Origin of the sequence: Enterococcus caccae ATCC BAA-1240 (assembly GCF_000407145.1) — a bacterium.
Classification (GTDB): Bacteria; Bacillota; Bacilli; order Lactobacillales; family Enterococcaceae; genus Enterococcus_L; species Enterococcus_L caccae.
Map to the genome: position 1 here is coordinate 762,525 of NZ_KE136472.1, position 25,440 is coordinate 787,964.

25 protein-coding genes are annotated in these 25,440 nt (G+C 35.2%); 16 read left to right on the plus strand and 9 right to left on the minus strand.

The features are described from left to right. Positions 1-3: 3 nt before the first annotated feature. Together I580_RS03430 and I580_RS03435 are read right to left on the minus strand one after the other, a co-directional pair. Positions 4-825, minus strand: coding sequence for a PH domain-containing protein (locus I580_RS03430; protein ID WP_010772704.1), 822 nt, complete (start codon positions 823-825; stop codon positions 4-6). Between the two features lie 37 nt (positions 826-862). After that, a complete protein-coding gene (locus tag I580_RS03435) occupies positions 863-1,387 on the minus strand; it encodes a sigma-70 family RNA polymerase sigma factor (RefSeq protein ID WP_010772703.1) in 525 nt (174 codons plus the stop codon). Between the two features lie 99 nt (positions 1,388-1,486). On the opposite strand from I580_RS03435, the gene I580_RS03440 reads away from it, so the two are divergent. The 4 genes from I580_RS03440 to holA all read left to right on the plus strand — a co-directional run bounded on the left by I580_RS03440 (position 1,487) and on the right by holA (position 6,167). Further along, complete coding sequence (locus I580_RS03440) at positions 1,487-2,113, plus strand: helix-hairpin-helix domain-containing protein (RefSeq protein WP_010772702.1); 627 nt, start codon at positions 1,487-1,489, stop codon at positions 2,111-2,113. A gap of 158 nt (positions 2,114-2,271) precedes the next feature. Then, the gene (locus tag I580_RS03445; protein ID WP_010772701.1) at positions 2,272-2,781 is read left to right on the plus strand and encodes a ComE operon protein 2; all 510 of its coding nucleotides are present in this window, start codon (positions 2,272-2,274) and stop codon (positions 2,779-2,781) included. 25 nt (positions 2,782-2,806) lie between these two features. Further along, positions 2,807-5,086, plus strand: coding sequence for a DNA internalization-related competence protein ComEC/Rec2 (locus tag I580_RS03450; protein WP_051091069.1), 2,280 nt, complete (start codon positions 2,807-2,809; stop codon positions 5,084-5,086). Between the two features lie 49 nt (positions 5,087-5,135). After that, complete coding sequence (holA, locus tag I580_RS03455) at positions 5,136-6,167, plus strand: DNA polymerase III subunit delta (RefSeq protein ID WP_010772699.1); 1,032 nt, start codon at positions 5,136-5,138, stop codon at positions 6,165-6,167. Positions 6,168-6,587: 420 nt separating this feature from the next. Here the strand turns inward: holA and rpsT are convergent, their stop codons facing one another. Then, the gene (gene rpsT, locus I580_RS03460) at positions 6,588-6,842 is read right to left on the minus strand and encodes a 30S ribosomal protein S20 (protein WP_010772698.1); all 255 of its coding nucleotides are present in this window, start codon (positions 6,840-6,842) and stop codon (positions 6,588-6,590) included. A gap of 279 nt (positions 6,843-7,121) precedes the next feature. On the opposite strand from rpsT, the gene I580_RS03465 reads away from it, so the two are divergent. The 3 genes from I580_RS03465 (at position 7,122) to I580_RS03475 (ending at position 9,485) form a co-directional block, all read left to right on the plus strand. Continuing rightward, positions 7,122-8,099, plus strand: a complete 978-nt coding sequence (locus I580_RS03465; RefSeq protein WP_143141704.1) for an inorganic phosphate transporter — start codon at positions 7,122-7,124, stop codon at positions 8,097-8,099. Between the two features lie 12 nt (positions 8,100-8,111). Next, positions 8,112-8,735: a DUF47 domain-containing protein gene (locus I580_RS03470; protein ID WP_010772696.1), complete on the plus strand. Its 624-nt coding sequence runs from the start codon at positions 8,112-8,114 to the stop codon at positions 8,733-8,735. Positions 8,736-8,846: 111 nt separating this feature from the next. Continuing rightward, a complete protein-coding gene (locus I580_RS03475; RefSeq protein ID WP_010772695.1) occupies positions 8,847-9,485 on the plus strand; it encodes an HD domain-containing protein in 639 nt (212 codons plus the stop codon). Positions 9,486-9,628: 143 nt separating this feature from the next. Here I580_RS03475 and I580_RS03480 read toward each other — a convergent pair whose 3' ends face one another. Both I580_RS03480 and I580_RS03485 read right to left on the minus strand, forming a co-directional pair. After that, positions 9,629-11,599 carry a heavy metal translocating P-type ATPase gene (locus I580_RS03480; protein ID WP_010772694.1) on the minus strand — a complete coding sequence of 657 codons (1,971 nt, stop codon included), beginning with the start codon at positions 11,597-11,599 and terminating at the stop codon, positions 9,629-9,631. 251 nt (positions 11,600-11,850) lie between these two features. Continuing rightward, on the minus strand, positions 11,851-12,681 hold the full coding sequence (locus tag I580_RS03485) for an undecaprenyl-diphosphate phosphatase (RefSeq protein WP_010772693.1): 831 nt from the start codon (positions 12,679-12,681) through the stop codon (positions 11,851-11,853). A 178-nt stretch (positions 12,682-12,859) separates the two neighbouring features. Between I580_RS03485 and I580_RS03490 the strand changes: the two genes are divergently transcribed. The 5 genes from I580_RS03490 to I580_RS03510 all read left to right on the plus strand — a co-directional run bounded on the left by I580_RS03490 (position 12,860) and on the right by I580_RS03510 (position 18,116). Next, positions 12,860-13,351 (plus strand): PTS sugar transporter subunit IIA, encoded by a 492-nt coding sequence (locus I580_RS03490; protein WP_010772692.1) that lies wholly within the window; start codon positions 12,860-12,862, stop codon positions 13,349-13,351. A 268-nt stretch (positions 13,352-13,619) separates the two neighbouring features. After that, complete coding sequence (locus tag I580_RS03495; protein ID WP_010772691.1) at positions 13,620-14,684, plus strand: DUF871 domain-containing protein; 1,065 nt, start codon at positions 13,620-13,622, stop codon at positions 14,682-14,684. 1 nt (position 14,685) lies between these two features. Then, positions 14,686-15,573, plus strand: coding sequence for an N-acetylmuramic acid 6-phosphate etherase (gene murQ, locus I580_RS03500; RefSeq protein WP_010772690.1), 888 nt, complete (start codon positions 14,686-14,688; stop codon positions 15,571-15,573). Positions 15,574-15,593: 20 nt separating this feature from the next. Beyond that, entirely contained in the window at positions 15,594-17,030 is a 1,437-nt protein-coding gene (locus I580_RS03505; protein ID WP_010772689.1) for a PTS transporter subunit EIIC, read from the plus strand. 228 nt (positions 17,031-17,258) lie between these two features. Next, entirely contained in the window at positions 17,259-18,116 is an 858-nt protein-coding gene (locus I580_RS03510) for a MurR/RpiR family transcriptional regulator (RefSeq protein ID WP_010772688.1), read from the plus strand. A gap of 92 nt (positions 18,117-18,208) precedes the next feature. On the opposite strand, the gene I580_RS03515 is transcribed toward I580_RS03510, so the two are convergent. Together I580_RS03515 and I580_RS03520 are read right to left on the minus strand one after the other, a co-directional pair. Further along, positions 18,209-18,910 (minus strand): histidine phosphatase family protein, encoded by a 702-nt coding sequence (locus I580_RS03515; RefSeq protein ID WP_010772687.1) that lies wholly within the window; start codon positions 18,908-18,910, stop codon positions 18,209-18,211. A gap of 100 nt (positions 18,911-19,010) precedes the next feature. After that, the gene (locus I580_RS03520) at positions 19,011-19,637 is read right to left on the minus strand and encodes an MBL fold metallo-hydrolase (protein ID WP_010772686.1); all 627 of its coding nucleotides are present in this window, start codon (positions 19,635-19,637) and stop codon (positions 19,011-19,013) included. A 465-nt stretch (positions 19,638-20,102) separates the two neighbouring features. On the opposite strand from I580_RS03520, the gene guaC reads away from it, so the two are divergent. From guaC to I580_RS03540, 4 genes are all read left to right on the plus strand, one after another. After that, positions 20,103-21,080, plus strand: a complete 978-nt coding sequence (gene guaC / locus I580_RS03525; protein ID WP_010772685.1) for a GMP reductase — start codon at positions 20,103-20,105, stop codon at positions 21,078-21,080. A 216-nt stretch (positions 21,081-21,296) separates the two neighbouring features. Next, positions 21,297-22,157, plus strand: coding sequence for a PhzF family phenazine biosynthesis protein (locus tag I580_RS03530; RefSeq protein WP_010772684.1), 861 nt, complete (start codon positions 21,297-21,299; stop codon positions 22,155-22,157). Positions 22,158-22,415: 258 nt separating this feature from the next. Then, positions 22,416-22,745 (plus strand): PadR family transcriptional regulator, encoded by a 330-nt coding sequence (locus I580_RS03535; RefSeq protein ID WP_010772683.1) that lies wholly within the window; start codon positions 22,416-22,418, stop codon positions 22,743-22,745. Continuing rightward, positions 22,745-23,719: a permease prefix domain 1-containing protein gene (locus I580_RS03540; RefSeq protein WP_010772682.1), complete on the plus strand. Its 975-nt coding sequence runs from the start codon at positions 22,745-22,747 to the stop codon at positions 23,717-23,719. The genes I580_RS03535 and I580_RS03540 overlap by 1 nt, the downstream gene beginning before the upstream one ends. A 56-nt stretch (positions 23,720-23,775) precedes the next feature. On the opposite strand, the gene I580_RS03545 is transcribed toward I580_RS03540, so the two are convergent. Together I580_RS03545 and thiD are read right to left on the minus strand one after the other, a co-directional pair. Continuing rightward, positions 23,776-24,324 carry an ECF transporter S component gene (locus I580_RS03545; protein WP_010772681.1) on the minus strand — a complete coding sequence of 183 codons (549 nt, stop codon included), beginning with the start codon at positions 24,322-24,324 and terminating at the stop codon, positions 23,776-23,778. A 4-nt stretch (positions 24,325-24,328) separates the two neighbouring features. After that, positions 24,329-25,159, minus strand: a complete 831-nt coding sequence (thiD, locus tag I580_RS03550) for a bifunctional hydroxymethylpyrimidine kinase/phosphomethylpyrimidine kinase (protein ID WP_010772680.1) — start codon at positions 25,157-25,159, stop codon at positions 24,329-24,331. Between the last annotated feature and the right edge of the window lie 281 nt (positions 25,160-25,440).

A 25,440-nucleotide genomic window follows, 5' to 3' on the forward strand; every position in this document is an offset into this window, starting at 1 on the left:
TTTTTAATGCAAGAAAGTAAAAATGGTTCTATTTACGAGGATTGCTGTAGAGAGGTCAAATACATATTTTAATGGCCCAATATGTAAAAAACCTCCTAGAGCAAATAATAAAAGAATAAGGATAACGAGGACATTAAAAAAGTAATACGTAAGTCGATAAGCTAACACTGGATTATTAACGATTCTATCAAATCTGCGTTCACGGTAAATCTTTTTTGTGACTAGAATATTTTGTAGTGCTGGGATTTCCAGTAGTTGCCGTTTTAAAATATCAGCATCTCGTTGGCTGAGCAATTCTGAAAAAATATGATCTTGTGATTCAAAGTCAAAGGTATAGGTGTAAAGGGCAACTCGTTTTGGTGGGAAAGAAGTATCCCAATCAAAATAAGACATTTTGTTTTCTTTGAGTGTGATTGCTTTAATTGTTGTATATGGATAGCTAAAAAAGGTTCTTTGGTCTAAAAATTCTATAATTGTTGTAAAGATCATTCGTTGGTTCGTAAAAATCAGGATTCTATTTCCTCTAAGATCCTTGAAATTCTTCACATATGCTTTTGCTTCTTCTGTTTCAGGATGATACATTCCCAGTAAGCCAAGACCCACGACAGAAGCATTTTGACCATCCGTTGTCATTGGTAAATAAGCATAGATTTTTTCTCCAACTTCAAGATAGGGGTTCATTTTTTCTATAAAGTCTTGTAAAAAAATATACATCTTTGTTTGGTTGAACAAATTGCTTTTTTGTTGTGTATTCAATTCGCTCTTTGTGTTGTTTGTGATTTCTTTGTTGATTTGGTTAATAACCTTTTTGAATGGATTGACCATGAAAATTCCTCCTTGTTAAAAAATAATAGTCATTTGCTTACAAACTTGGATCAAACAACTCTTTGATTCTTTTCCTGCCTCGAGACAGATGATTATAAACTTGTGTAACGTCCATTTTTAATTCTTTAGCAATTTCATTAGGTGTATCTTGATAATAATAATATTTGAGAAAAATCAGCTGATCTTCTTCTGTTAAGTTTTTTAATAAATCTAAGAAGTTTTCTTTTTCAAAATAGTCATCTACCAGGGGACTTTCAGGTACTTGATTCATAGGAATAATGTTTTGTTCACGAATAATGGCTCTTTTTTTATCTAGGCAAATATTTCGTGTGATCGTTAAACTCCATGTTTTTAAACTACTCTTTTTGGCATCATAACTAGCAATGCTTTTCCAAATACGGTAAAACACCTCATTTTCTGCTTCTTTCTGATAAGTTATTTCTTCCGAATGATTTAGAATGGCTCGGATGCATTTAACAATATCAGTGCCTAAAAGATCAATAAATTTTTCTAAACCTAAAAAATCTTGCTTTTTCAACAACTCTACAATTTCCTGCTCCATCTTTTATCACCTTCTTACCCTATTATACGAAGATTTTTTTTGTTTTCTATCATGAAATAGCAAAAATAATACGTATATTTATTTTGAAGGAGGGAAAGTATGGATTATCGTGTGTTGTTAAAAAAATATAAACAATATCTGATCGGTATTATAGCTTTAGTAATCGGGATCAGTGGGGGAATTTTCTATACTATCGTTAACGCTAGAGAAAGCAAATCACCAGAAGAAGAATTAGTTATGACATCGATCAGTTCATCTGATCACTTGAAAAGTGAAACGAACTCACAGCAATTATACGTGGATATAAAGGGCGCTGTGAAGAAACCTGGAATGTATGAAGGATCTGAGGATATGCGTGTCTGGGATGCTGTGATGCTTGCTGGTGGGGTAACGGATGATGCTGATACAAAACAAGTTAATTTTTCTGAACGTATCCTGGATCAAATGGTAATCTATGTGCCACAGGTAGGAGAAGAGACCCAGTTAGACAACAGAAGCAGTGATACCAAAGAAACGCAAAACAAAGGTACGAGTAAGGTCAATCTTAATCAAGCAAATGAGACTGAATTACAAACTTTACCGAGTGTTGGTCAAAAAAAAGCACAAGAAATTATTCGCTATCGAGAAGAAAATGGTGGCTTTAAAAAAATTGAAGACCTCAAAAATATTTCTGGATTCGGTGAAAAAACGTTTGAAAAATTAAAAGATTCGATTACTGTGGCTTAGTTACCGACCCACAAAGGGTAAAACAAACTATTTTACAAATATCTTGTGTAGGTTCTTGACGAGACTTTTTCTATAATTTACTATTTGTATATCCTACTATAAAATTGAAAATCAGCAGAGATAAGGTTAAAAATAAACTAAACAAAAAGGAGCAAAATATGACATTAGAACGAATTCCTTGGGATCAATATTTTATGGCTCAAAGCGTACTGTTATCTTTAAGAAGTACTTGCACACGATTGGAAGTTGGTGCAACAATTGTCAGAGACAAGCGAATTATTGCAGGAGGTTATAATGGTTCAGTGAGTGGTGATGTTCATTGTATTGATGATGGCTGTTACATTGTAGATGGGCATTGTGTGCGAACGATTCACGCTGAAATGAATGCGGTCTTGCAATGTGCAAAATTTGGCATCCCTACAGATGGTGCTGAAATTTATGTGACTCATTTTCCTTGCTTACAGTGCACTAAGATGATTTTACAAGCAGGCATTAAAAAAATTCATTATTTAAAAGATTATCGAAATGATGAATACGCAATGGCTTTGATCAAACAAGTAGGCGCTACAGTAGATCAAGTCACCTTATCGAAAAAATATTTTGCTGAATTACAATTAGGAGAAGAAGAGCTCGCTTCAGTGGAAGAAGCACCTCAAGCGGATAAATAATTACTGGGTTTTTCCAGTATTAGTAATGATAGGAACAGTTTGTTTCGTTTTAGAACCAACGCCACTAACGGGTGTTGTGTGGATTTATCTCGTTAGTCGAGTTCTCTATACAGGAAACAAAATGATTATTAGTACTAGTTTGCTGTGTATTTTTATTATGGTGATATTATGTTGGAAAATACACAACAATGAAAGGCAGCTAAAATTTTCTGAAACAACAATCGTAACGGGAAGTCTATCTGTATTACCAGACCGGTTTAAGATCGATGGTGATCGTCTTCAGGTAGAAGGGAGATTTTCTACACTAAAAAAAGAAAATCAAAAAGTAGTAGCCTTTTATAAATTTTCATCTGAACAAGAAAAATTGAGTTGGCAAAAAATAAATCAGCCTATAAAAATAAATCTTTCAGGTGAATTTGAAAAGCCATTAGCTCAAACTAATTTAAATGGATTCAACTATCAAAAGTATTTAAAGGAAAACGGAATATATCAAACACTGAGAATTCGCGGTATTCAGACAGTGAAAAAGGAAAAGCTGCATTTTTACGAAGTTCTTTCTTGGTTGAGTGTTTTGAGAAAAAAAGCAATTGATTATTGCGATGAAACATTTTTGGCAGAAACGTCATTGCATCTAAAAACATTGATTTTCGGCTTTAAATCAAGTGAATTTTCACAAAAAGAAGGAACATTAGCAAATTTAGGTATTCTTCATCTTTTTAGCTTATCAGGAATGCATGTGACGTTTTTCATCGGAACTTTTAGGTATATATTCTTGAGAGCAGGCGTCACATTAGAACAATTATTTTGGTGGCAGCTTGTATTCTCAATTATTTATGGAGGATTAGTGGGATTTTCATTAAGTGTAGTTCGTGCGTTACTACAAAGCATGATTTCACTTAGCAATCGTGAATTCAAATGGGGACTATCAGGATTAGATTGTTGGAGTTTGTCATTGATAGTTGGATTATTTTTTCAACCCTATTTATTGTTTTCTGTTGGTGGTCAGCTTAGCTATGGATTATCATTCTTCATTTTATATGTTCAACCTATTATAGAACGAATGAACAACCACCATTTACAGAAGTATTGTTTCTCTATGTTGCTGAATATTACGATGATCCCTTTGATTGGATTAACATTTTTTGAATGGCAAGTCACAAGTAGTTTGTTTACCTTCTTATTACTGCCAGTGTTTGAATGGTTTATTTTGCCAGCTTTAACAATTAGTTTATTTTGTTCATTGATCATCAAAAGTAAACTTTTAATTACTGGGTTAGAAGTATATTTTTTGATTCAACAATCGGTGTTTGAGTGGTTAAGTCGGCATAGCACCTTTACGTTAGTAACAGGAGCATTTTCTTCTGTCTTGTTTTTAGTAATGTTAGGATTGCTTTTTTTATTACTTCATTTGTTGGACAAGCGATCTAAAAAAGCCTATTTGATAGGATTTGGGCTGTTCTTATTACTATATAATAAGAATTTTTCGCCAAAGGGGACTATTGCATTTATCGATGTTGGGCAAGGGGATAGCATTTTTATTCAAACTCCCTTTCATCAAGAAAATATTTTGATTGACACAGGTGGAAATATTGAGTTTGAACAAGAAAAATGGATAATGAGAACAAATAAAAAGACGAATGCAGAGTATTCCGTGATTCCCTATTTAAAAAGTAAGGGTGTAAAATATTTGGATAAGGTTTTGATTAGCCACGGAGATATCGATCACTGTGGTGATTTATTAGCAATCAATGAAAAAATCTCGATTCGTTCCCTTTACTTTCCAGTGGGAACAGAAAAAAAGCCCGCTTTTAAGCAGATACTTGATCGTTTGAAAGAAAGGGGAACCAAATGTTACCCAATTCTGGCAGGTGCAGCCATCAGTCAGTCTATTCCATTAAGAGTTCTTGCACCAGTCCTTGCAGGAACTGGAGAAAACAAAGATTCAATGGTAGTCTATACTAAGATTGCTGGAAAGCGTTTCTTATTTACTGGGGATTTGGAAAAAGAAGGGGAGCTTCAATTACTTAACGAATTTCCGACATTGAAAGTAGATGTTTTGAAAATAGGTCATCATGGTAGCAATACTTCATCTGATCCTTTTTTTATTCAAAGTATTGAATTAGAAGATGCCGTCATTTCTTGCGGACGTAACAATAAATTTAATCATCCTCATGAAGAAACCGTTTCAACATTAAAACAGGCGGAAATCAACGATTATCGGACAGATAAAAAAGGCATGGTTTATTATGAGTGGACGCCATTGTCAAAAATGACTGCAGCAAAAACTGTCATGGAAGAAGACTAGCATTTCTTGAATTGGCATGGTAGGATGAAACAGAGAAATGAGGGAACGTATGAACTTACAAGAGGCATTGAAACAAGTCAGACAGCAGCACTTCGCTTCTGTTTATTTAGTCCAAGGAACAGAAGGGTATTTAAGCGAATTATTCAAAACAGAATTACTAAGTCAGCTGATTAAAACAGAAGATGACCAGTTTAACTATTCAGCATTTGATATGGAAGAGGTTCCGTTATCTATAGCTATAGAAGAAGCTGAAACGATTCCTTTTTTTGGCGATTATCGATTAGTTTTTATTGAAAATCCTTATTTTTTAACGGCTGAACGGAAAACAAATGGCCCAGATCATGACATTGATAGCCTACTGAAATATTTAGAGCACCCATCTCCAACGACTATTTTAGTATTTAGTGCAAATGTTGAAAAATTAGATGAACGTAAAAAAATAACGAAAGCAGTAAAAAAACAAGCGGAAATCATTGATGTCAATCCAATGGGAGAACGTGAGGTAAGACAATATGTGGAACAAACGATTCAAAGTGAAGGATACGAGATTCGTCCTGAAGCATTTGATTTGTTATTACAGTTGACAGATTTAAACTTGTCTAAAGTGATGGGAGAATTACAGAAATTGTTTTTATTTGCTTCAGATAGCAAATTAATCTCGAAAAATGCTGTTAAAGAATTAGTGCCCAAATCGTTAGAACATAATGTTTTTGATTTAACGAACGATGTTCTATCTGGAAATGGAGAAAAAGCGATTCAATTGTATGAGGATTTGCTACTTCAAGGTGAGGAAACGATTAAATTGAATGCAATTTTATTAAATCAAATTCGTTTATTCTTACAAACAAAAATTTTAGCAAAATTAGGCTATCAACAAGCGAATATTGCCGAAACGTTAAAAATTCATCCTTATCGTGTCAAATTAGCATTGCAGCAAGTTCGTCACTTTGATTTAGACCGTTTAGAAGCGATTTATGATGAATTAGTAGAAAATGATTTTCGGATGAAAACAGGTAAGATGGAAAAAGAGCTACTATTTGAATTATTTATTCTAAAATTATCTGGACAAACGACCAGATAAAGTATCCTTTAAAAAGACGCATTCCAGAAAAAATTCAATTGGTAATGACTTTATACGTGAAAAAGTAGTTGTACGTCAAGTTTGGTCTGAAAATGAGTATGCACTGATAAGGACTTTCTAAGAACTATAATGAACATGTAAAAGAGATCTGAGAGCTATACGGACAGTTTAAATAGAACAGTTAAGAAATATTGGCTGATGGTAATCAAGTTTATGTTGTTGGAAACAGATTGAGAAAAATAGTAGAATCAATCAAAAATAATCTATAATAAATTGAGTATGGAGAGAGACTGGAGCAAAACTAAAATTTTTTTCCTTCAGTCTTTAATTACATTGACAGGGTGTTTAAGAATAGGATCGTTAGGTCTTTTCTTGACAATAAAAAAAGAAGCTAACAGAAAGGTTAGCTTCTAAAATTCATTATTTTGCTAATTTTTTACTTAGACGAGATTTGTCACGGCTTGCTTTGTTTTTATGGATTAATCCTTTTGTTTCAGCCATATCAACAGCTTTAGCAGCTTCTGTATATAACGCATCCACATTGTCAGCACCAGCAGCTACAGCATCTTCAAATTTTTTGATAGCTGTACGCATAGCATTTTTTTGAGATGAATTTTGAGCATTCTTATTAGCGTTAGTACGTACACGTTTGATTGCAGATTCAATATTTGGCATTTCTTTCACCTCCGATAAATTAAGGTCTTACACAGGAAAATCCATATGTAATTCAACACTAATCATTATACCTAATCCAAACTGGCATTGCAATAAAAGATGACAAGTTTTTTTCCTTAACAGTAAAATTATTGATTTCTTCTTGTAAAAATCAATTTGAAATGAAGAGTGATAGAAAAAATAGATACAATTTATAAAAAATATGCTATCATAACAGGGGAAAATTGAAATGGTGGTGTCGATGTGAATATTGCTTTAGTTGTAACGGTTATACTTGTAATGGGCGTTATTTTTGTTAACGGATGGACAGATGCGCCGAATGCAATTGCAACCGCTGTCTCTACTCGTGTCTTAAAGCCAAATATTGCGATTTGGATGGCAGTCATAATGAACTTTTTTGGTGCGTTAGTCATGACATATTTTAATGCACAGGTAGCAGAGACGATTAGTAACATTGTGAGTTTTGATGCACAAGGAAATGCATCGCAAGTAGCTTTGGCAGCTTCTTTATTTTCAATTGTTGTCTGGTCAGTAGCGGCATGGTATTTTGGGATTCCTACAAGTGAGAGCCATGCTTTGATAGCTGGATTGACGGGATCAGCAATGGCTTTAGGCGGGATTGGTGCAGTTAATGGTTCTGAATGGATCAAGGTGCTTGTTGGATTGGTTGTTTCCACAGTAATGGGGTTTGGTGGTGGCTACCTTGTAACGAAGCTAATTGTAATCCTTTTCAAAGATGTAGCAAGAAGGACAGCAAATAAAGTTTTCACTTATGGACAAGCGTTTGGTGCTGCAGCAAATGCTTTTTTACACGGTGCTCAAGATGGTCAAAAATTCATGGGGGTTTTCATGTTGGGATTGTATTACAATAATCTGGCAGAAAAATCAGGTTCAGGATTTATTATCCCAATTTGGGTCATGATTCTTTGCTCCGTCACAATGGGCTTTGGTACATCTGTTGGTGGCATGAGAATCATTAAATCGGTCGGGATGGATATGGTGAAATTAGAACGGTATCAAGGATTTGCTGCTGATTTAAGTACAGCTGTTTGTTTATTTGCGGCTTCTATTTTTGGTATCCCAGTTTCAACAACGCATACAAAAACGACTGCAATCATGGGTGTAGGTGCTTCAAAACGGGTTTCTAGTGTTGACTGGCGGATAGTTAAAGAAATGCTGATAGCTTGGATATTAACGTTTCCAGGTTGTGGAGTGATTGCCTTTGCTATGGCAAAATTATTTATAGCACTATTTTAAGGAGAGAATAAAATGGCTAGAAAGAAGCAATTTAATTATTTTGGCGAATTAGAACATTTGGCAAAAAATGCTCACCAAGCAGCAGAACTGTTAGAAAGAATTACTAGTGATTATTCACTTGAAAAATTAGAAAATGAAGCGGAACAAATTCATATCTTAGAACGTGAAGGCGATCGAATCGTTCAAAAAATTATGAGTGAATTATATATTTCATTTATTACACCTATTGATAGGGAAGATATTGTTGAAATAACACAACGTTTAGATGATGTTCTAGACACAATCAATAGTATTGCCTATTTACTAAGTAGCTTAGTTGTAAAGGAGCTAACTGAGAATTCTCTTGTGTTTATTGCGTATGCAGTAGAAGCCACAGCTGGAGTTTTAACAGCAACTAAAGAGTTTGCAAAATTCAAAAACTCGAAAATATTACATGCAATGATTGATGAAGTAAGTGAAATTGAAGGAAAAGCAGATAAATTATATAGTGATTCTTTAAAAGAGTTATTCACGAATGAACAAAACCCGATTGAAGTGATACGGTGGAAAAATGTATACGATCAATTAGAAGAATTATTGAATGCTAGCGAGTCAGTTGTTGATGTGATTGGTGGCTTAGTTATTAAAAATAGTTAACTAGAGTCTGAGTAAATAGAATTGTACTTTCTCTCTCATTTGGACTGTTAGAAGGTAGGGATGAACCCAGAGTTAAGTGCCAAATTCTATTCAATGATATGGAGGAGCTAGATGGATAATTTAAAAATGGAAGCAATAAAAAAATATACGCAATCAATAATGGAAAAAGATCAAACAGGACATGGTATGGATCACATAAATAGAGTGGTAAGATTAGCTAATAAAATAGCGGAATCTGAAAATTGTAATCGGTTTATTGTTATAGCAGCTGCTTATCTTCACGATACGGTGGATGATAAAATCGTCTCAAAGCCAGAGCAAGCTTATCAACAATTAAGAGAATTTTTGCAAACTATCGATCTTTCTATCAAAGAAATTGATCAAATTTTTCATATAATAAAAAATCTTTCATTTAGCCAAGAGTTAGCTGGAACTGCTGAAGAGTTGACGATTGAAGGGCAGATAGTGCAGGATGCTGATCGTTTAGATGCTATGGGAGCAATAGGGGTTACTCGAACAATTTATTACGGTGGACACAAAGGGAACAAAATCTATGATCCCAAAATCAAACCCAGATTATTACGTTCAAAAACAGAATATCGTGAAGAAAGTACGGTTATTAATCATTTTTATGAGAAAATTATTTTATTGAACGGAAAATTAAATACAGAACATGCTAAAGAAATAGGAATAAAACGACAAAAATTTTTAGAAGAGTTTTTAAACGAATTTTTAGAAGAATGGAATTGACTGATTAAAAGTAATTAAAGAGGCTAATGTAGCGTTTCAACCGAGAGAGTAGTACCTACATGGTGCATTTCAAATTTTTTGTAACCAAGTAGGTACTATGTTGCATCAGATTGCCTCTCACTGTGTTTCATAGTAATGTCAGATTATTTCCGCAGAAGTTTATTCTGATTCCTTGAAACTGGTATGTGTTTTGCAGAGCTAGCCCCCAGCTTCTTTGCTTTAGAAAAGAAGCCTGTAGTTTGCTTTTTTTCAATAGGGATGGTTTGTAACATTCTTAAGCCATTCAAGATAACAAGAATCGTGCTGCCTTCGTGACCAATAACACCAAGGGGTAAATTAATAAGTTGAAAGAAATTAGATAAGATTAGTAGGAGGATGACCCCAGCAGAAAAAATAATATTTTGGGTCACGATTCGTTTCAATTTTTTTGAAAGTAAGTGACTCATTTGAAGTTTTTCTAAGTCATTTTGCATTAAAACCATATCTGCAACATCCATTGCTATATCAGTTCCTTCGCCCATTGCAACACCGATAGCTGCATTGGCTAAAGCCGGAGCATCATTGATTCCATCACCTACCATGATGTTGACACCGTATGTTTCTTTTTGTTCTTTGATTAAAACTGTTTTGTCTTCTGGTAAGCAATTGGCATAAACCTCATCTACATCAAGCTCTGCTGCAACAGCAAGAGCTGTTTTTTTATGATCACCAGTTATCATTGTAGTCCGAATACCTGATTGTTTAAAATAATGAATCACTTCTTTTGCTTCAGGTTTTGGAACATCTAAGAGACCGAAATACGCGATGATATCGTTTTCTTTAAACAGATAAATGACTGTTTTTCCTTCATTTTGAAGATACTCAATCTCGTTTTGTAATTCTTCTCTTAGTATTGTGTGGTCGTTAAATGTACTTTTCCCGACTCGCCAAGTTATGGAATCGATTGTTGTTTCCATTCCAAAGCCAATAATATTTTTGACTTCCATTTGATTGTATTCTGAAGTAGTTTCATTCTCGAAGCGGAGTATAATAGCCTGTGCCAAAGGATGGGTTGAGTGTCTTTCCATGGCCAAAAGAATATTTAATCCTTCTTCTTTATTGGATAAAAAGATAGCATCTGTAACGATTGGCGTACCACGAGTCAAAGTTCCAGTTTTATCAAATGCGATTGCTCTCAAAGAAGCTAAATTTTCTAAGTAAACGCCACCTTTAAACAACACCCCGTTTTTTGCACCGTTGGAAATAGCAGCTAATGTCGCTGGTGTGGCCGAAGCGACTAGTGCACACGGGGAGGCTACAACTAACAAGACCATTCCTCTATAAAAACTTTCTGACCAAGACCAACCTAAAAATAAGTAAGGAATCAAAATCATCATAGGAATAGCAATCAAAATGATTTTGACATAGGTATTTTCTAATGTTTCAATAAAACTTGCTGTTTGTGACGGTGTGTTTTGTGCTTCATCAACTAGACGGATAATTTTAGCAAATAGAGTATTGTCACTTGTTTTACTAACGGACATTGTAATTGCGTCACCCAAATTAATCGTTCCGCCAAATAACGGTGCATCAATTCCTTTTTCAACTGGAATTGACTCACCAGTGATTGCAGCTTCATCAATAGTTGATGAGCCTTTTACTAAGGTCCCATCAATTGGAATACGTGCTCCTTTAGGAACCAAAAGAAGATCGCCAATCTGTAATTGAGTAACAGCTACTTCTGTCGTTTTACCGGAATCATGAAGTAAAAATGCTGTTTCAGGTTGCATGTTCATCAAACTAGATATCTCTTTTTTACTTTTATTTGTTGTGTACTCTTCTAAAGCTCCACTGAGACAAAAAATGAACGTTAACATTGCACCTTCAAACCAGTTTCCGATAAGACAAGCGCCAATTGCTGCCAAGGCCATCAACAAATCAACATTCAAGTGTCTGTTTTCGATGGTATCAAAAAGTCCTTCCTTTGTTTGTTTGAATCCGCCAAGAAAGATAGCTGCAGCAAAACTGATTGGATAGAATCTTACATTTAATTTTTCCAAAACGAAACCAATAATGATAAGTAATAAACATAGAATTGTAGAGAGAATTGCTTTTTGTTCTTCTGAAAGTTTCATTATGATCACTCCTTATAAAGAGCATAACATAAATGGTATCTAATTGATAATGAAATTCCCTAATTGAGAACGATAGTGATTATCAATTAGGTTATCGTTGTTTTATAAGCGTTTGTGTATTTTATAAAAAGGAATTGTTCTAATTAATAGTGATAATCATTATCATTGGAAGTGGAAAAATGAATTCTGTCATTCTTAATTATCTAATGACTGAGCCAAAAAAAAGAACCGATTTAATCGGTTCTTTTTTACTATGAAAATAACCAATAACTAATAAGTAGAACACCTAATACAATTCGATACCAACCAAAGGCTGTAAAATCGTTGCGTTTTAGGTAGTTCAATAAGAACTTGATAACAATTATTGAAACAACAAATGCTACGATTGAACCAACTAATAAAATGAATGTTTCAGTAAATCCAAATGAATTTCCTTTCATTACAAACTTTACAATTTTCAAAAAGCTTGCTCCAAACATGACTGGAATACCAAGGAAAAAAGAAAACTCTGTTGCAACAAAACGAGATGCACCAATAAGAATAGCACCAAGGATCGTTGCTCCTGAACGTGAAGTACCTGGAATGAGTGATAACACTTGAAAGAAGCCAACGACAGCGGCAGCCTTATAGGTAAAGTCTCTTAAATCCGTACATTTGGGTTTGCGATCCCTATTTCTTTTTTCTATTACAACAAATGCAATACCATAAACGATCAGCATTAATGCAACTGTAAAGAAATTATGGAATTTTGCTTCCAACCAATCGTCTAGAGGTATTCCAATAATCGCCGCTGGTGCACAGGCAACAACAACTTTCGACCATAAAATCCATGTATCTTGCTTTTCTACCTCATTTTTTTGAGGAGAGAAGGGGTTTAACTTATGGAAGTAAAGAACAACAACAGCCATAATTGCGCCAAGTTGGATTACGACGTTAAACATTTCCATAAAGTCTTTGCTGAGGTTCATTTTAATAAATTCATCTACCAAGATCAAATGTCCGGTACTACTGATGGGAAGCCATTCAGTTACTCCTTCTATAATACCAAGAATAATTGCTTTCCATAAATTTGATAAAAGCATAGGTTCAATCCTTTCCAGCGTAAAATGATAAATCATTAATAGTATACCTTTTACTCCCAGAAAAACCAACTAACTTTTGATGAGTAATAGAAAAAGTTAGATTCTAGTCAGTTCAGTGTTGTAATTATTTAAAGAGTTTTCTATACTATTACTATTCATGAAAATTGGAGGAAAAAATATGTTTGGATTTTTGAAAAAGAAAGAACCAGCTCAATTGAATGAGACATTATATGCAGTAGCTACAGGAAAGTTGATCCCAATAAGTGAAGTAAATGATCCTGTTTTTTCACAGAAAATGATGGGAGACGGTTTTGCAGTTCTTCCTGAAACAGGCGATATTTATTCACCGATTGAAGGCGAAGTATTGAGCGTTTTTCAAACCAAACATGCTGTTGGCATGAAAATGGCAAATGGTCTTGAAATTTTATTACACATGGGAATTGATACAGTTGAGCTTAACGGAGAACCTTTTAATATCAAAGTTAGTGAAGGGTCAAAAGTATCTCAAGGAACATTGATTGCCAAAGTTGATTTAGAGTCAATTACATCAGCGGGTAAGGCAATCGATATGGTTGTTGTGATTACGAATATGGATATGGTAAAAAGTTTTAAACTCAATAAAACAGGACAGGTTACTGCAGGGGATGAAGTTGGAATTAGCCAAAGTTAATTGAAAAAGGTGGTTCTAATAGAAATAGTTCACTTGCAATCGTATCAACGAGCAATCGAAAACGTTTTAACATAATCAAACAAACGCACGAAATAAAAATATAGTTCGGATTTATATGGCTGAGTATGACTCTTGGAGTACTGCTTCAGCTATTTTTTTACCTAGTTATGAAAAATAATTTTATTATTATGCCGATTTGGTCAAAAAATGTTGAAATAAAATTTCATTTCGTTTATAATGAAAGCGTATTAGGAGGGAGAGGCTAAAAATGTATGGCATTTCAATATTTTTAGGCGAGGAGATCACTAATGAAACTCGGAACTATATTCAAAAAATGAGTGAAATCGGATTTAAAGGAATTTTTACTTCGTTACACATACCAGAAGATGATGCTACCCTTTATTCACAAAGATTAAGAGAACTTGGATTACTAGCTCAAAAATCAAACATGAAATTAATGGTTGATATTTCAGGTGAAGCATTGACACGCGCTGGTTATTCTTTTGAACGTCTGGAAGAAATCGTGGCTATAGGAGTGACTGGATTACGGATGGATTATGCTATTTCAAATAAAGAAATTGCTGAAGCCTCTCATTACTTAAATATCGGTTTGAACGCTAGCACAATCACTACAAAAGATGTAGAAGAATTACGGTCCTTCAAAGCAGACTTTACAAAATTTGAAGCTTGGCATAATTATTATCCCAGACCTGAAACAGGATTATCCAGTGAGTTTTTCAAGGATAAAAATCGTTGGTTACAAGAATCAGGATTTCAAGTATTTGCTTTTGTTCCCGGTAACAAGCAATTAAGAGCTCCTTTATATGAAGGGCTTCCTACCCTTGAAAAACATCGCTACGAAAATCCATTTTCAGCAGCAATTGAGTTGAAAGAAAATTATCAAGTAGCTGGTGTTTACCTAGGAGATCCTGGAATAGCTGAACGAACAATGAATCAATTTGATGCATACAATCATGATCAACTAATGCAATTAGAAGTCGAATCTTCGGGGAGCAGTTACTATTCTCTAATTTTAGGGACGCATGTCAATCGTCAAGATGAAGCCCGTGACGTGGTCCGAAGTGCAGCAGCTCGATTTAAAGAGATAGAGGAGATTAAACCTGAAGCATTAATAGAGCGAAAAATAGGTAGTATTACGATTGATAACCTTAAATATGGAAGATATATGGGAGAAATACAAATCGCAAAGAAAAAATTGCCAGCAAATGAAAAAATCAATGTTGTAGCACAGGTTGTGTCGGAAGACTGTTCATTGCTGAAATTGATTCGCGGTGGTAAAGCATTTACTTTAATCGAGAAGGGGTCATTATAAAATGAATTTAGAAAAATTAACAACCGAGCGTAGAAACCAGGAAACGATGAACTTAGACGAACTAAGCATAAAAGAAGCTTTAGAGAAAATGAATCAAGAAGATCAAAAAGTAGCATTGGCTGTAGAAGAAGTACTTCCACAAATAGAGCCAGTTATACAATCGATTATTGAGGCTTTTAATCATGGGGGTAGGTTGATCTATATGGGAGCAGGAACGAGCGGGCGTTTAGGTGTACTGGATGCAGCTGAATGCGTACCGACTTTTGGTGTCTCACCTCAAATGGTTCAAGGATTGATTGCTGGTGGTCAAGAGGCGATGACTGTTGCTGTTGAAGGCGCAGAAGATTCCAAGGAGTTAGGACAAAAAGATTTAGTAGAATTGGCATTAACGAATAAAGATGTTGTGATTGGAATTGCTGCAAGCGGACGTACACCTTATGTGATTGGCGGATTGGTTTATGCAGATTCAGTTGGAGCGATTACAGGTTCTATTTCTTGTAACAAAGACGCTGAAATTAGTAAATATGCTCAGTTTCCAATTGAGGTTGATGCGGGGCCAGAATTTTTGACGGGTTCTACACGCTTGAAGTCAGGGACAACACAAAAATTGATTTTGAATATGTTATCAACGATTTCAATGATCGGAATTGGCAAAGTATACAATAATTTGATGGTAGATGTAAAACCAACAAATGAAAAATTAGTTGAACGATCAAAACGAATCATTATGGAGGCAACAAGTTGTGATTATGAAACTGCAGCAGCCTATTTTGTTAAAGCCGATGAAAATGTAAAATTAGCAATTGTCATGTTATTGACGAATTCTTCAAAAGAAGTAGCAGAAGAGAAATTAGTACAAGGGAATAATTTTATTAAAAATACACTTTAAAAAATAAGGGAGGAATAAAAATGACAGAGGATAAAATCAAACGTTTAGCTAGGGAAATTTATGAAGAAGTAGGCGGTCAAGATAATGTCTTAAAGTTACGTCATTGTATGACTCGTGTTCGTATGGATATTCTTGATTATGATAAAGTAAAATTAGACAGGCTTAAAAAAATTGACGGTGTAATGGGTGTGGTCGAGGATGACACATTGCAGGTTGTAATCGGACCAGGGACGGTGAATAAAGTCGCGCAAGAAATGGTCGATATGGCCGGCGTGAAATTAGGCGATCCATTTCCCAAAAAGCCAATAGAGCAGTCAGGTAAACAATTAGTTGAAGAAAAAGCGGCTCAAGTTAAAGCAGCTCAAAAAGAAAAGAACAAAGGAAACGCTGGATTTAAAGCTATTTTGAAATCGATTTCGAATATTTTCGTCCCGTTGATTCCAGCATTTGTTGGGGCAGGAATTATCGGTGGGATTGCAGCAGTTATGTCCAATCTATTGGTTGCTGGAACAATCGGTGATTCTTGGCAGCAGTATATCGATGTATTGAATATTATAAAAAATGGTATTTTTGCTTACTTAGCATTGTACACTGGGATCAATAGTGCGAGTGAGTTTGGTGCAACGCCAGCACTAGGAGGTGTAATCGGTGCTGTAACAATGTTAACTGGAATGAACCCAGAAACACCGCTTCCTAATATCTTAAATGGTGGTACATTATCAGCAGGACAGGGAGGAATTATTGGCGTTATTTTTGCTGTCTGGTTGCTTTCATTGGTTGAAAAACAATTGCATAAGGTGATTCCAGATTCTATTGATATCATCGTTACACCGACTGTTTCTTTGTTAGTAATTGGTTTGATCACGATTTTTCTAATCATGCCTGTGGCGGGATTGATTTCAAACAGCTTAGTAGGCGTGATTAATGTTGTTTTAGAAAAAGGAGGTATGTTGGCTGGATTCACTTTAGGCGCAACATTCTTGCCAATGGTTATGTTTGGACTACATCAAATATTAACACCTATCCATATTGAAATGATCGCACAAACAGGAATGACATTATTACTTCCAATCCTTGCAATGGCTGGTGCAGGTCAAGTAGGCGCAGCTTTAGCGTTATGGATTCGTTGTAAATCTGATACAAAACTTGTTGAGATGATTAAAGGGGCGCTACCAGTAGGGATTTTAGGGATCGGAGAACCGTTAATTTATGGTGTAACATTACCTTTAGGACGTCCTTTTATTACGGCATGTATCGGCGGTGGTATTGGCGGAGCGGTGATTGGCGCTTTTGGAAATGTTGGTTCAATTGCAATTGGCCCTAGTGGTGTAGCATTAATTCCATTGATTGCGAATAATCAATGGTTAGCGTATGTTTTAGGCTTGTTAGCAGCATATGCTGGCGGATTTGTTGCAACATTTTTCTTTGGGATTCCAAAAGATTTACAAGCAAAATAAGGAATCTTTTTTTACTCTTATTTATTGACAAAACCAACTACTCTCTCTGCTCACAGCACTTTGCCAGCTGAACACAAAGAGAGTAGTTGTTTTTTTGTAAAAACTCTCTTCAGTTTGATAAATGAATTCCTTTTCTGTTTTTTTTTAGCTATAATAAAGGGGTAGAGTGCTGAATATTTTTCTGCTAAAAGAGGCTGGATTTCAGCACAAAAGAAGGATGTGTAAACCATGCAGCAAAATATAATTTTAACAATACAAGATCATTTCGATCATTTGCCTGGTTCTGAACAAAAAGTGGCCGAATATATCTTGAAGCACACAAATGAAGTTATCAATTTAAGTGCCCAAGAGTTGGCAAAAAAAGCTGGTTCAAGCCCAGCTGCGATAATTCGTTTTTGCCGATCGATTGAAGTTAGCGGTTTTACTGATTTGAAATTATTACTTTCAGCTAATATAGGATCAGTCGATACCCAAATGTATACGGAAGTCGAAAATGGTGAGACAACAGCTGCAATAAAAGAAAAACTTCAGCACCGATTGATTCATGTATTGGAGCGTACCAATGAACATTTAGATGATCAAGCTATCGATCAAGCAGTCAGGGATTTGGAAGTAGCGGATATAATTTTTGTGTACGGCTTAGGTGCGTCATCTTTAGTAGCACAGGATATTTATCAAAAATTTACTCGTCTGGGCTTAAGTGTTTTTTTTACAATGGACCATCATTTGTTTGCATCTGCAATCGGAACAAATCGATTGAAAGGGATTTTTATAGGGATCTCAAATTCTGGATCGAATCAAGAAACAAATGCACTTGCTGATCTCGCTATAAAAAAAGGATGGACAGTAATTGGTTTAACAGCGAATGCAGATTCTGAGTTGGCGCAAAAAAGTACACTATTGTTACTAACACCAGTTGGAGGAGAAGCGCCTTTAAGAAGTGCTGCAACTGTTTCGTTAACTGCTCAGCTTTATGTAGTTGATGTTTTATTTTTTGCTTATGCGGCTAAAAACTATGATGAAACATTAGAAAAAATCAAACATTCTAGAGGAGCCGTTGAGATCGTAAAAAAAGAATTGAAATGAGAAAGTAGCATAAAAGTTTGATTTAGCAGATAAACTACAAAAAGAAAGTCTGGAACTATTGCTAATCATTTTCCAGTCTTTCTTTTAGTTGTTTAATGTTTGGCAAAAATTGTGCGTCCTTCACCAATATAGTGAGTATCATTGACTGACTTGATAGTAAATTTACCATTTTCATAGATAAGTTTTGTGACACTGCCATTCTCTAGCCCAATCTGCATAGGCAAACTTTCATCGATTAATGACATCAAAAATGAAATCGTTAACCCGTGGGAGACGATCATAACGTTGCCACCGCCATTTTTTTCTCGATGATGAGCAATATCTTCAAAACCACTCCAAACTCGTTCACGGATTTTTTCGTAAGGTTCTGCCCAATTCGCGGTATCTGCAGCAATAATCGCATCAGCTAACTCTTTATAACTAATTCTGTTTGTCATCATGTCTTCATAGTTTTTAAAAGCTAAAATTCTAGGAACAACGCCCCAAAGTTCACCATCATAGCCACCATCTAAGGAGCCGAAACACCACTCGCGGATACGGCTGTCTGTAGTATATGGGATCGCTTGACCATTCAAGTGCTCTTGTAAAATAATCCGAGCAGTTTGCATCGCACGTCCGCTGTCACTGGAATACGCTTCTTTAAATTCAGTATTACGCAATCCAAGACCTAAATAGCGGATTACTTGTTCCCCCTCTTTTGTCAAAGGTGTATCTGACCAGCCTTGGGTTCTACCAATCGTATTAAACATTGTTTTGCCATGACGAATAATATATAACGTTGTGGGTTCATTCATATCAAATTGCCTCCTTAGTTTTAAAGTATATGAGTCCATCTGAACATAGTTAGAGTAACAGACTAAAGTGAATAAACGATGCTAAAGGTTGTTTAGTAGTTTAATTGAAAAAAGGATTTGTTTTCTTTTCGTGTTCAATCGTTGTCGCATCACCGTGTCCAGGGTATGCGGGAAATTCATCCGGTAACGTAAAAAGATAAGTGTTAATACTGTGAAGCAGTTGTTGCATGTCTCCAGTATGTAAATCGGTTCTACCAATACTACCCCTGAATAAAGCATCCCCAGTGACGACAAAATCATCAAAAACCAAGCTTACACTTCCAATTGAATGTCCAGGAGTTGGCAAAACAGAAAATTTGATACCACCTAAATCATACTCGGTCAATTCAAATTCCACTTCTGCTGGTTGGACGATGATGTCCGCAATATCATTATGCCGACCTAGTCCTGATAAGTTGAAGACGGGATTTGAAAGCCATTCTTGTTCAAGCGGACTTACATATACTGGAATGGTATATAGATGACGTAGATCTTCCACTGCACCAATGTGATCATAATGTGTATGAGTTAACAAGATAGCAATAGGTTTTTTCCCAGTTTTTTTAATAAATGCAGCTATTTTATCTGCTTCAGCACCTGGATCAATAATCAAAAGGTTTGTTTCATTATAAATTAAGTAACAATTTTCTTGAATAACACCTGTTTGGATTCTTTCGATTTTTAACATAGTAAGTTGCCTCCTAATAAATAAGATTCTTCTTCAAGTATAACGCAATTTAGGCTAGAATCAAAAGGCAGAGCTATTTTTGGTCTGATATTTAGATAAATGGCTAAAATATTGTCAGCTTACTTTTATTTTACTATCACTCACAATAATGAGAGTGATTTATCCGTTATTTACAAAAAAGGAACCTATTGCTGCAACTTGGTGAGTTGTTTCTTACCTGAGGAAAAAATAAGAATAAATAATTGAGAGTAAGAAGATGAATAGAGTTTAAGTAAAGCACAAAACAAAGCTTATCCCAAAAACACGAACAATAGCAATTTATTCTGTGCATTTTTCGGTATTCACCTTTGACTTTTACAAATGAATAGTGTAAATTAACATAGGTGTTTGAAAATGCGAACTATTGCTTGTTTAATGTTCGTGTTTTTGCGTGTTTTATTAGAACCTATTAGGAGGCAATAAAGTATGAAAGTTTTTGATTACGAAGATGTCCAGTTGATTCCCAACAAATGTATTGTGAACAGTCGTTCAGAATGTGATACAGTTGTAAAGTTAGGTAAACATACCTTTAAAATGCCAGTGGTGCCTGCAAATATGCAGACCATCATTGATGATAAAATTGCAGAGTTTTTAGCTGAAAACAATTATTTTTATATTATGCATCGCTTTGATGAAAATGCTCGAATTCCATTTATTGAAAAGATGAATACCAAAGGGCTGATTACATCTATCAGTGTAGGGGTAAAAGAAGCTGAATATGCATTTGTGGAAGAATTAGCTGAGCGGAATTTAGGTCCGGATTATGTGACGATCGATATTGCGCACGGACATTCAAATGCCGTGATCAATATGATTCAACACTTAAAAAAACATTTACCAGATACATTTGTTATCGCTGGTAATGTAGGGACTCCTGAAGCGGTACGTGAATTGGAAAATGCCGGAGCTGATGCAACAAAAGTTGGTATCGGACCTGGAAAAGTATGTATAACAAAGATCAAAACAGGGTTTGGGACTGGCGGCTGGCAATTAGCAGCATTACGCTGGTGTGCTAAAGCTGCAAGAAAACCAATAATTGCTGATGGCGGCATTCGGACGCCAGGAGATGTAGCAAAATCAGTTCGTTTTGGTGCAACGATGGTAATGATTGGTTCGTTATTTGCTGGTCATGAAGAATCACCAGGCGAAACAAAAGTGGAAAACGGCGTTGTTTATAAAGAATATTTTGGTAGTGCTTCTGAATTCCAAAAAGGTGAAAAGAAAAATGTTGAAGGGAAGAAAATCTGGATTCAACACAAAGGCAGCTTAGCAGATACGTTAGTAGAGATGCAACAAGATTTACAATCTTCAATTTCTTATGCTGGTGGTCGTGATCTTGAAGCTATTCGTAAAGTAGATTATGTGATTGTGAAAAACTCTATTTTTAATGGAGATACGATTTAAATTATTGTGAAAAAAGGGTTACTCTTTATACCGATTTTACGTAATTAGAAGGGGTCTATGAAATTGGCCCTATTCACTTCTACTTGTAGACAAACTATTTTTGAGACATCTGATGCTTAAAAATAGTTTGTCTTTTGTTTTATAGAGAATACGTTCAGGAAGCGCTATACGAGTGTTTTTTATGCTATAATTTACGATAAATGAGGTAGGTGCTATATGAAAATATCTGTGTATGTTGTAAGTGCATTTAGTAAAGATAATAAAGGTGGAAATAAGGCAGGAGTGGTATTCATTAGGCATGAATTGACCACTACTCAAAAAATGGCAATAGCTAAACAATTGGGATATGCGGAAACCGCATTTATATCAGATTCTGAAATTGCTGATTATAAATTTGAATATTTTACACCAAAAGAAGAAGTAGATTTATGTGGGCATGCTACAATTGGTTCTTTTGCGATACTGATGCATTTAAATAAACTGTTTAAAAATCATTATACGATTGAAACGAATAGCGGTGTTCTTACTATCACTATAAAAGACGACCTTATATTCATGGAACAAAAAAAGCCGGAATTCTACGATAGAATATCTCCAAATGAGTTTGTCGATTGTTTTGATATTGCCGCTATAGACGCTAAATGTCCAATTCAAATTGTCTCTACCGGCTTAAAAGATATTTTAATTCCGATAAAAAGTGAAACTGAATTACATGAACTACAACTTAACTTTGAGGAAATTAAAAAAATTAGTAGGCATTATAATGTCGTTGGCTTGCATCTGTATACGTTTAGTGATGATCGAATTATATGTAGAAATTTTGCCCCGCTGTATGATATCGATGAAGAAGCGGCGACTGGAACTTCAAATGGTGCTTTAGCTAGCTATCTTTATAAAAATCAGTATTTACAAAAAGAAGTCTATTCATTTGAACAAGGATATTCTTTACACTCACCTTCTGAGATTGTAGTGAAATTATCAACCGATAGCACGGGTGAAATAGAAAAAGTTTATGTTGGTGGAAAAGGCTACTATTGCGAAACGAAGTATTTTGATGAAAAAATAAAAATTGTTTAAACTAGTTAGAAAAATAATTTTTTCATTCTCAGATAGTTGTAATGAAGGTGAGACTGAAGTGTTTAACTCCGAGAAATAATCTGGAGTTTTTATGCTCTCATCATTTATTCGAATTCATTGTGGATGGGTTGTGACTCATAGAGTTATAGTCCATCCACTTTATTTTGATTATTTTTACTTTACCTGTCGTAGTAATCGTGGTATGATAATTACAACGACAGACGTAGTACGTTGGATGGAGTAATTGGAGGTGGTTCAATGATTGGCAGCGATGCAATTAGAGGGTATAACGATACATTTATTTTATCTGTCTTGCAGGAGGGTGATTCTTATGGCTATGCGATTTCGAAAAGAATCACGGAAATTTCTGAAAACAACTATTCAATTAAAGAGACGACATTGTATTCAGCATTTAACCGATTGGAAAAAAATGGTTTTATTGAATCATTTCCTGGACAAATCACACATGGCAAAAAGAGAACGTATTATAAAATCACGCCATCTGGACAACTATATTTGGAAGAAAAAATCAATGAATGGCTACTTACAAAAAAAGTCGTTGAACGTTTTATCAAGGAGGAAAAATAATGAAAACCATCAAAGATTATATTGAAAGTTTGTTTTTAGGGATAGCAGAAACGAGCCAAACAAAACAACTGAAACAAGATCTATTAGCCAGTGCTGAAGATCGGTATGAAGATCTAAAAAGTCAAGGGAAATCAGAAAACGAAGCAATTGGTGGCGTAATTGCAGAGTTTGGGTCAATCGATGAATTGTTAGAAGAAATGAATATCAAGCAAGAGTTTATCGATGAACAGGGGTATGAGTTAGATGAAATTACTCTTAATGAATCAAGTGATTTTCTAAAAGTTCATCACAGAGCTGCTACATTGATTGGTTTGGGCGTAATGATTATTATGATGGGTGTTGCGGCTTTTTTTGCTAGTATGGCGCTATATGGTGAAGGAGTTGCAGAAGGATTCGGGTTGCTATTTGTGTTTCTAGGTGCTGCTACTGGCGTTCCTTTATTTATTATTGCCGGAACAAGTATAGCGAATACAAACAAAAAATTGGATGATCGATTTATTCCGATTCAAGTGAAAAATGAAATAAAAAAGAAGAAAGAGACATTTCAACGTTCTTTCATTTTTTGTATGGTTGCAGGAGTCGTGTTGTGTATTTTATCTGTCATACCTGTAGTCTTTTTTGGAGCGGTGTATGATGCTGAAATATTCGGCATTGCTTTCCTATTGCTGATAGCATCTTTTGGTGTTTTCTTCTTTATTTTCGGTGGAGTAATCATGGGGAGTTTCACAAAAATGCTTGAACAAAACTACTTTATTTCTGATGAAGGTGAATTGGGGCCGCGTGCTAAAGCAGAGAGAGACGATAAAAAACCAATGTGGTTTCAAACACTGGAAAAAGTTTATTGGCCGATCGTAGTTGCACTCTTTTTATTGCAGGGCTTTCTTTTAGGGAATTGGGGATCAAACTGGACTATTTTCCCAGTAGCTGGTATTGCTTTTTGGATACTTGAAAGTATTTTTAGTAAAAACGGTTAAAAAAACTCTGCTTATTTTTGGGGAAATCCAAGATAAGCGGAGTTTTTTATGAACTATTAAAATGATTGCTTTGTAAAAATCACATCCATTGCTTTTTTTAACGGAAAATAAACAAGTGTTACGATAACAATGGTTGTAGCTACATTGATAAAGGTTGCAGGTAATTTTGATAAGGCACTTGCAAAAGAAACATTAAAATCAGCACCTGCAAGAAGACCCATAATCGTATTTTTTAGTTGGGTCATAATGACTTTGGCAATCCCAGTGACGGTAGCGACTACAATGATTTTCCAAATAGCATCGATATTTTGATGGAAAAAGAAAATCATGAGCGCAGCAGCTCCACCAACAATAAAGCTTTCTAAAATAAAATAAGGTGCTTCAGCGGCAAAGCCATTTAAGATGTCAAAGATAGCAAAGCCCAATCCACCAGCTAAGGCTCCTTTTTTATAGCCTATGAGAAGGACAGCTAGCAATAAAACTGAATTACCTAAATGAGCAAAGGCTCCAGTTGGCATAGGGATTTTGATCATTGTACCTAGAACAGTCAGCGCTGCAAACAAGCCAACAAGTACAATAGAAGTGGTTGAGCTTTGTTTATTCATTCTATCACTCCTTAATTTCTGTCATTCGATTTTCAGCATGATTATAAGCGCCGTGCCATACATGTCCAAGAAAAGGATTGATTTTTTGACCATTTTCAATAGCTGCAGCTACGAATTTTTTAGCTAAAGCTACGGCATCAGCAACTGAATATCCCTTTGCAAGACCTGCAGTTACAGATGCTGCGAATGTACATCCTGCCCCGTGATTATAATCAGTTGGAAATAATTGACTTTCAAAGATCGTAAAATCAGTGCCATCGTAAAAAAGATCGATGGCTTGGTCAGTTTTCAACCGATGACCACCTTTAATCACAACATTTTTTGGTCCCAAGTCGATGATTTTTTTCGCAGCTTCCTTCATTTGATCAACAGAAGTCAACTCGCCCATTCCAGATAAAATCCCCGCTTCAACTAAATTTGGTGTTGTAATAGTTGCTTTAGGTAAAAGTAAACGAGTCATGGCTGCTACATTTTCAGGTTGCAGCAGTTCACTGGTACCTTTACAGGCCATCACAGGATCGATCACAATATTGTTCATTGAAAATTTATCAATATAGGTGCGAGTGATTTCGATAGATTCGATAGTCCCTAACATCCCTGTTTTCATAGCATCAAGTGCACCGCCAGCGAAAATCGTTTTTAATTGTTTTTCCACGAGCTCAGGTTCAATTGGTGTGACCAAATGACTCCAGCCTTCATCAGGATCCATCGTTACAATACTAGTTAAAGCCGAAAACCCAAATGTACCATACTCCTCAAATGTTTTTAAATCCGCTTGAATTCCCGCGCCACCGCTAGAATCAGAACCAGCAACTGTTAAAACTTTTTTGATCATAATCTAACCTCAATTCAGAAATATTTTAATATATAGATTATAAAACAAACATCAGTTGACAAAAACAGCCAATTGGGTTATTTTCAGGTCATCCAATTGCTGCGAAACACAACGAACGAAGAGAGTTGATGTTGAGCAGTACAAGACGACCAAAGGGAGAGTTGTTCCTTTGTTTGAAACACAACGAACGAAGAGAGTTGATGTTGAGCCAATGAATTCACTGAGAGAGTGGATTCTTACATTTACTTCTCATCAAATTTCACAAATCTATAAAGTAAACT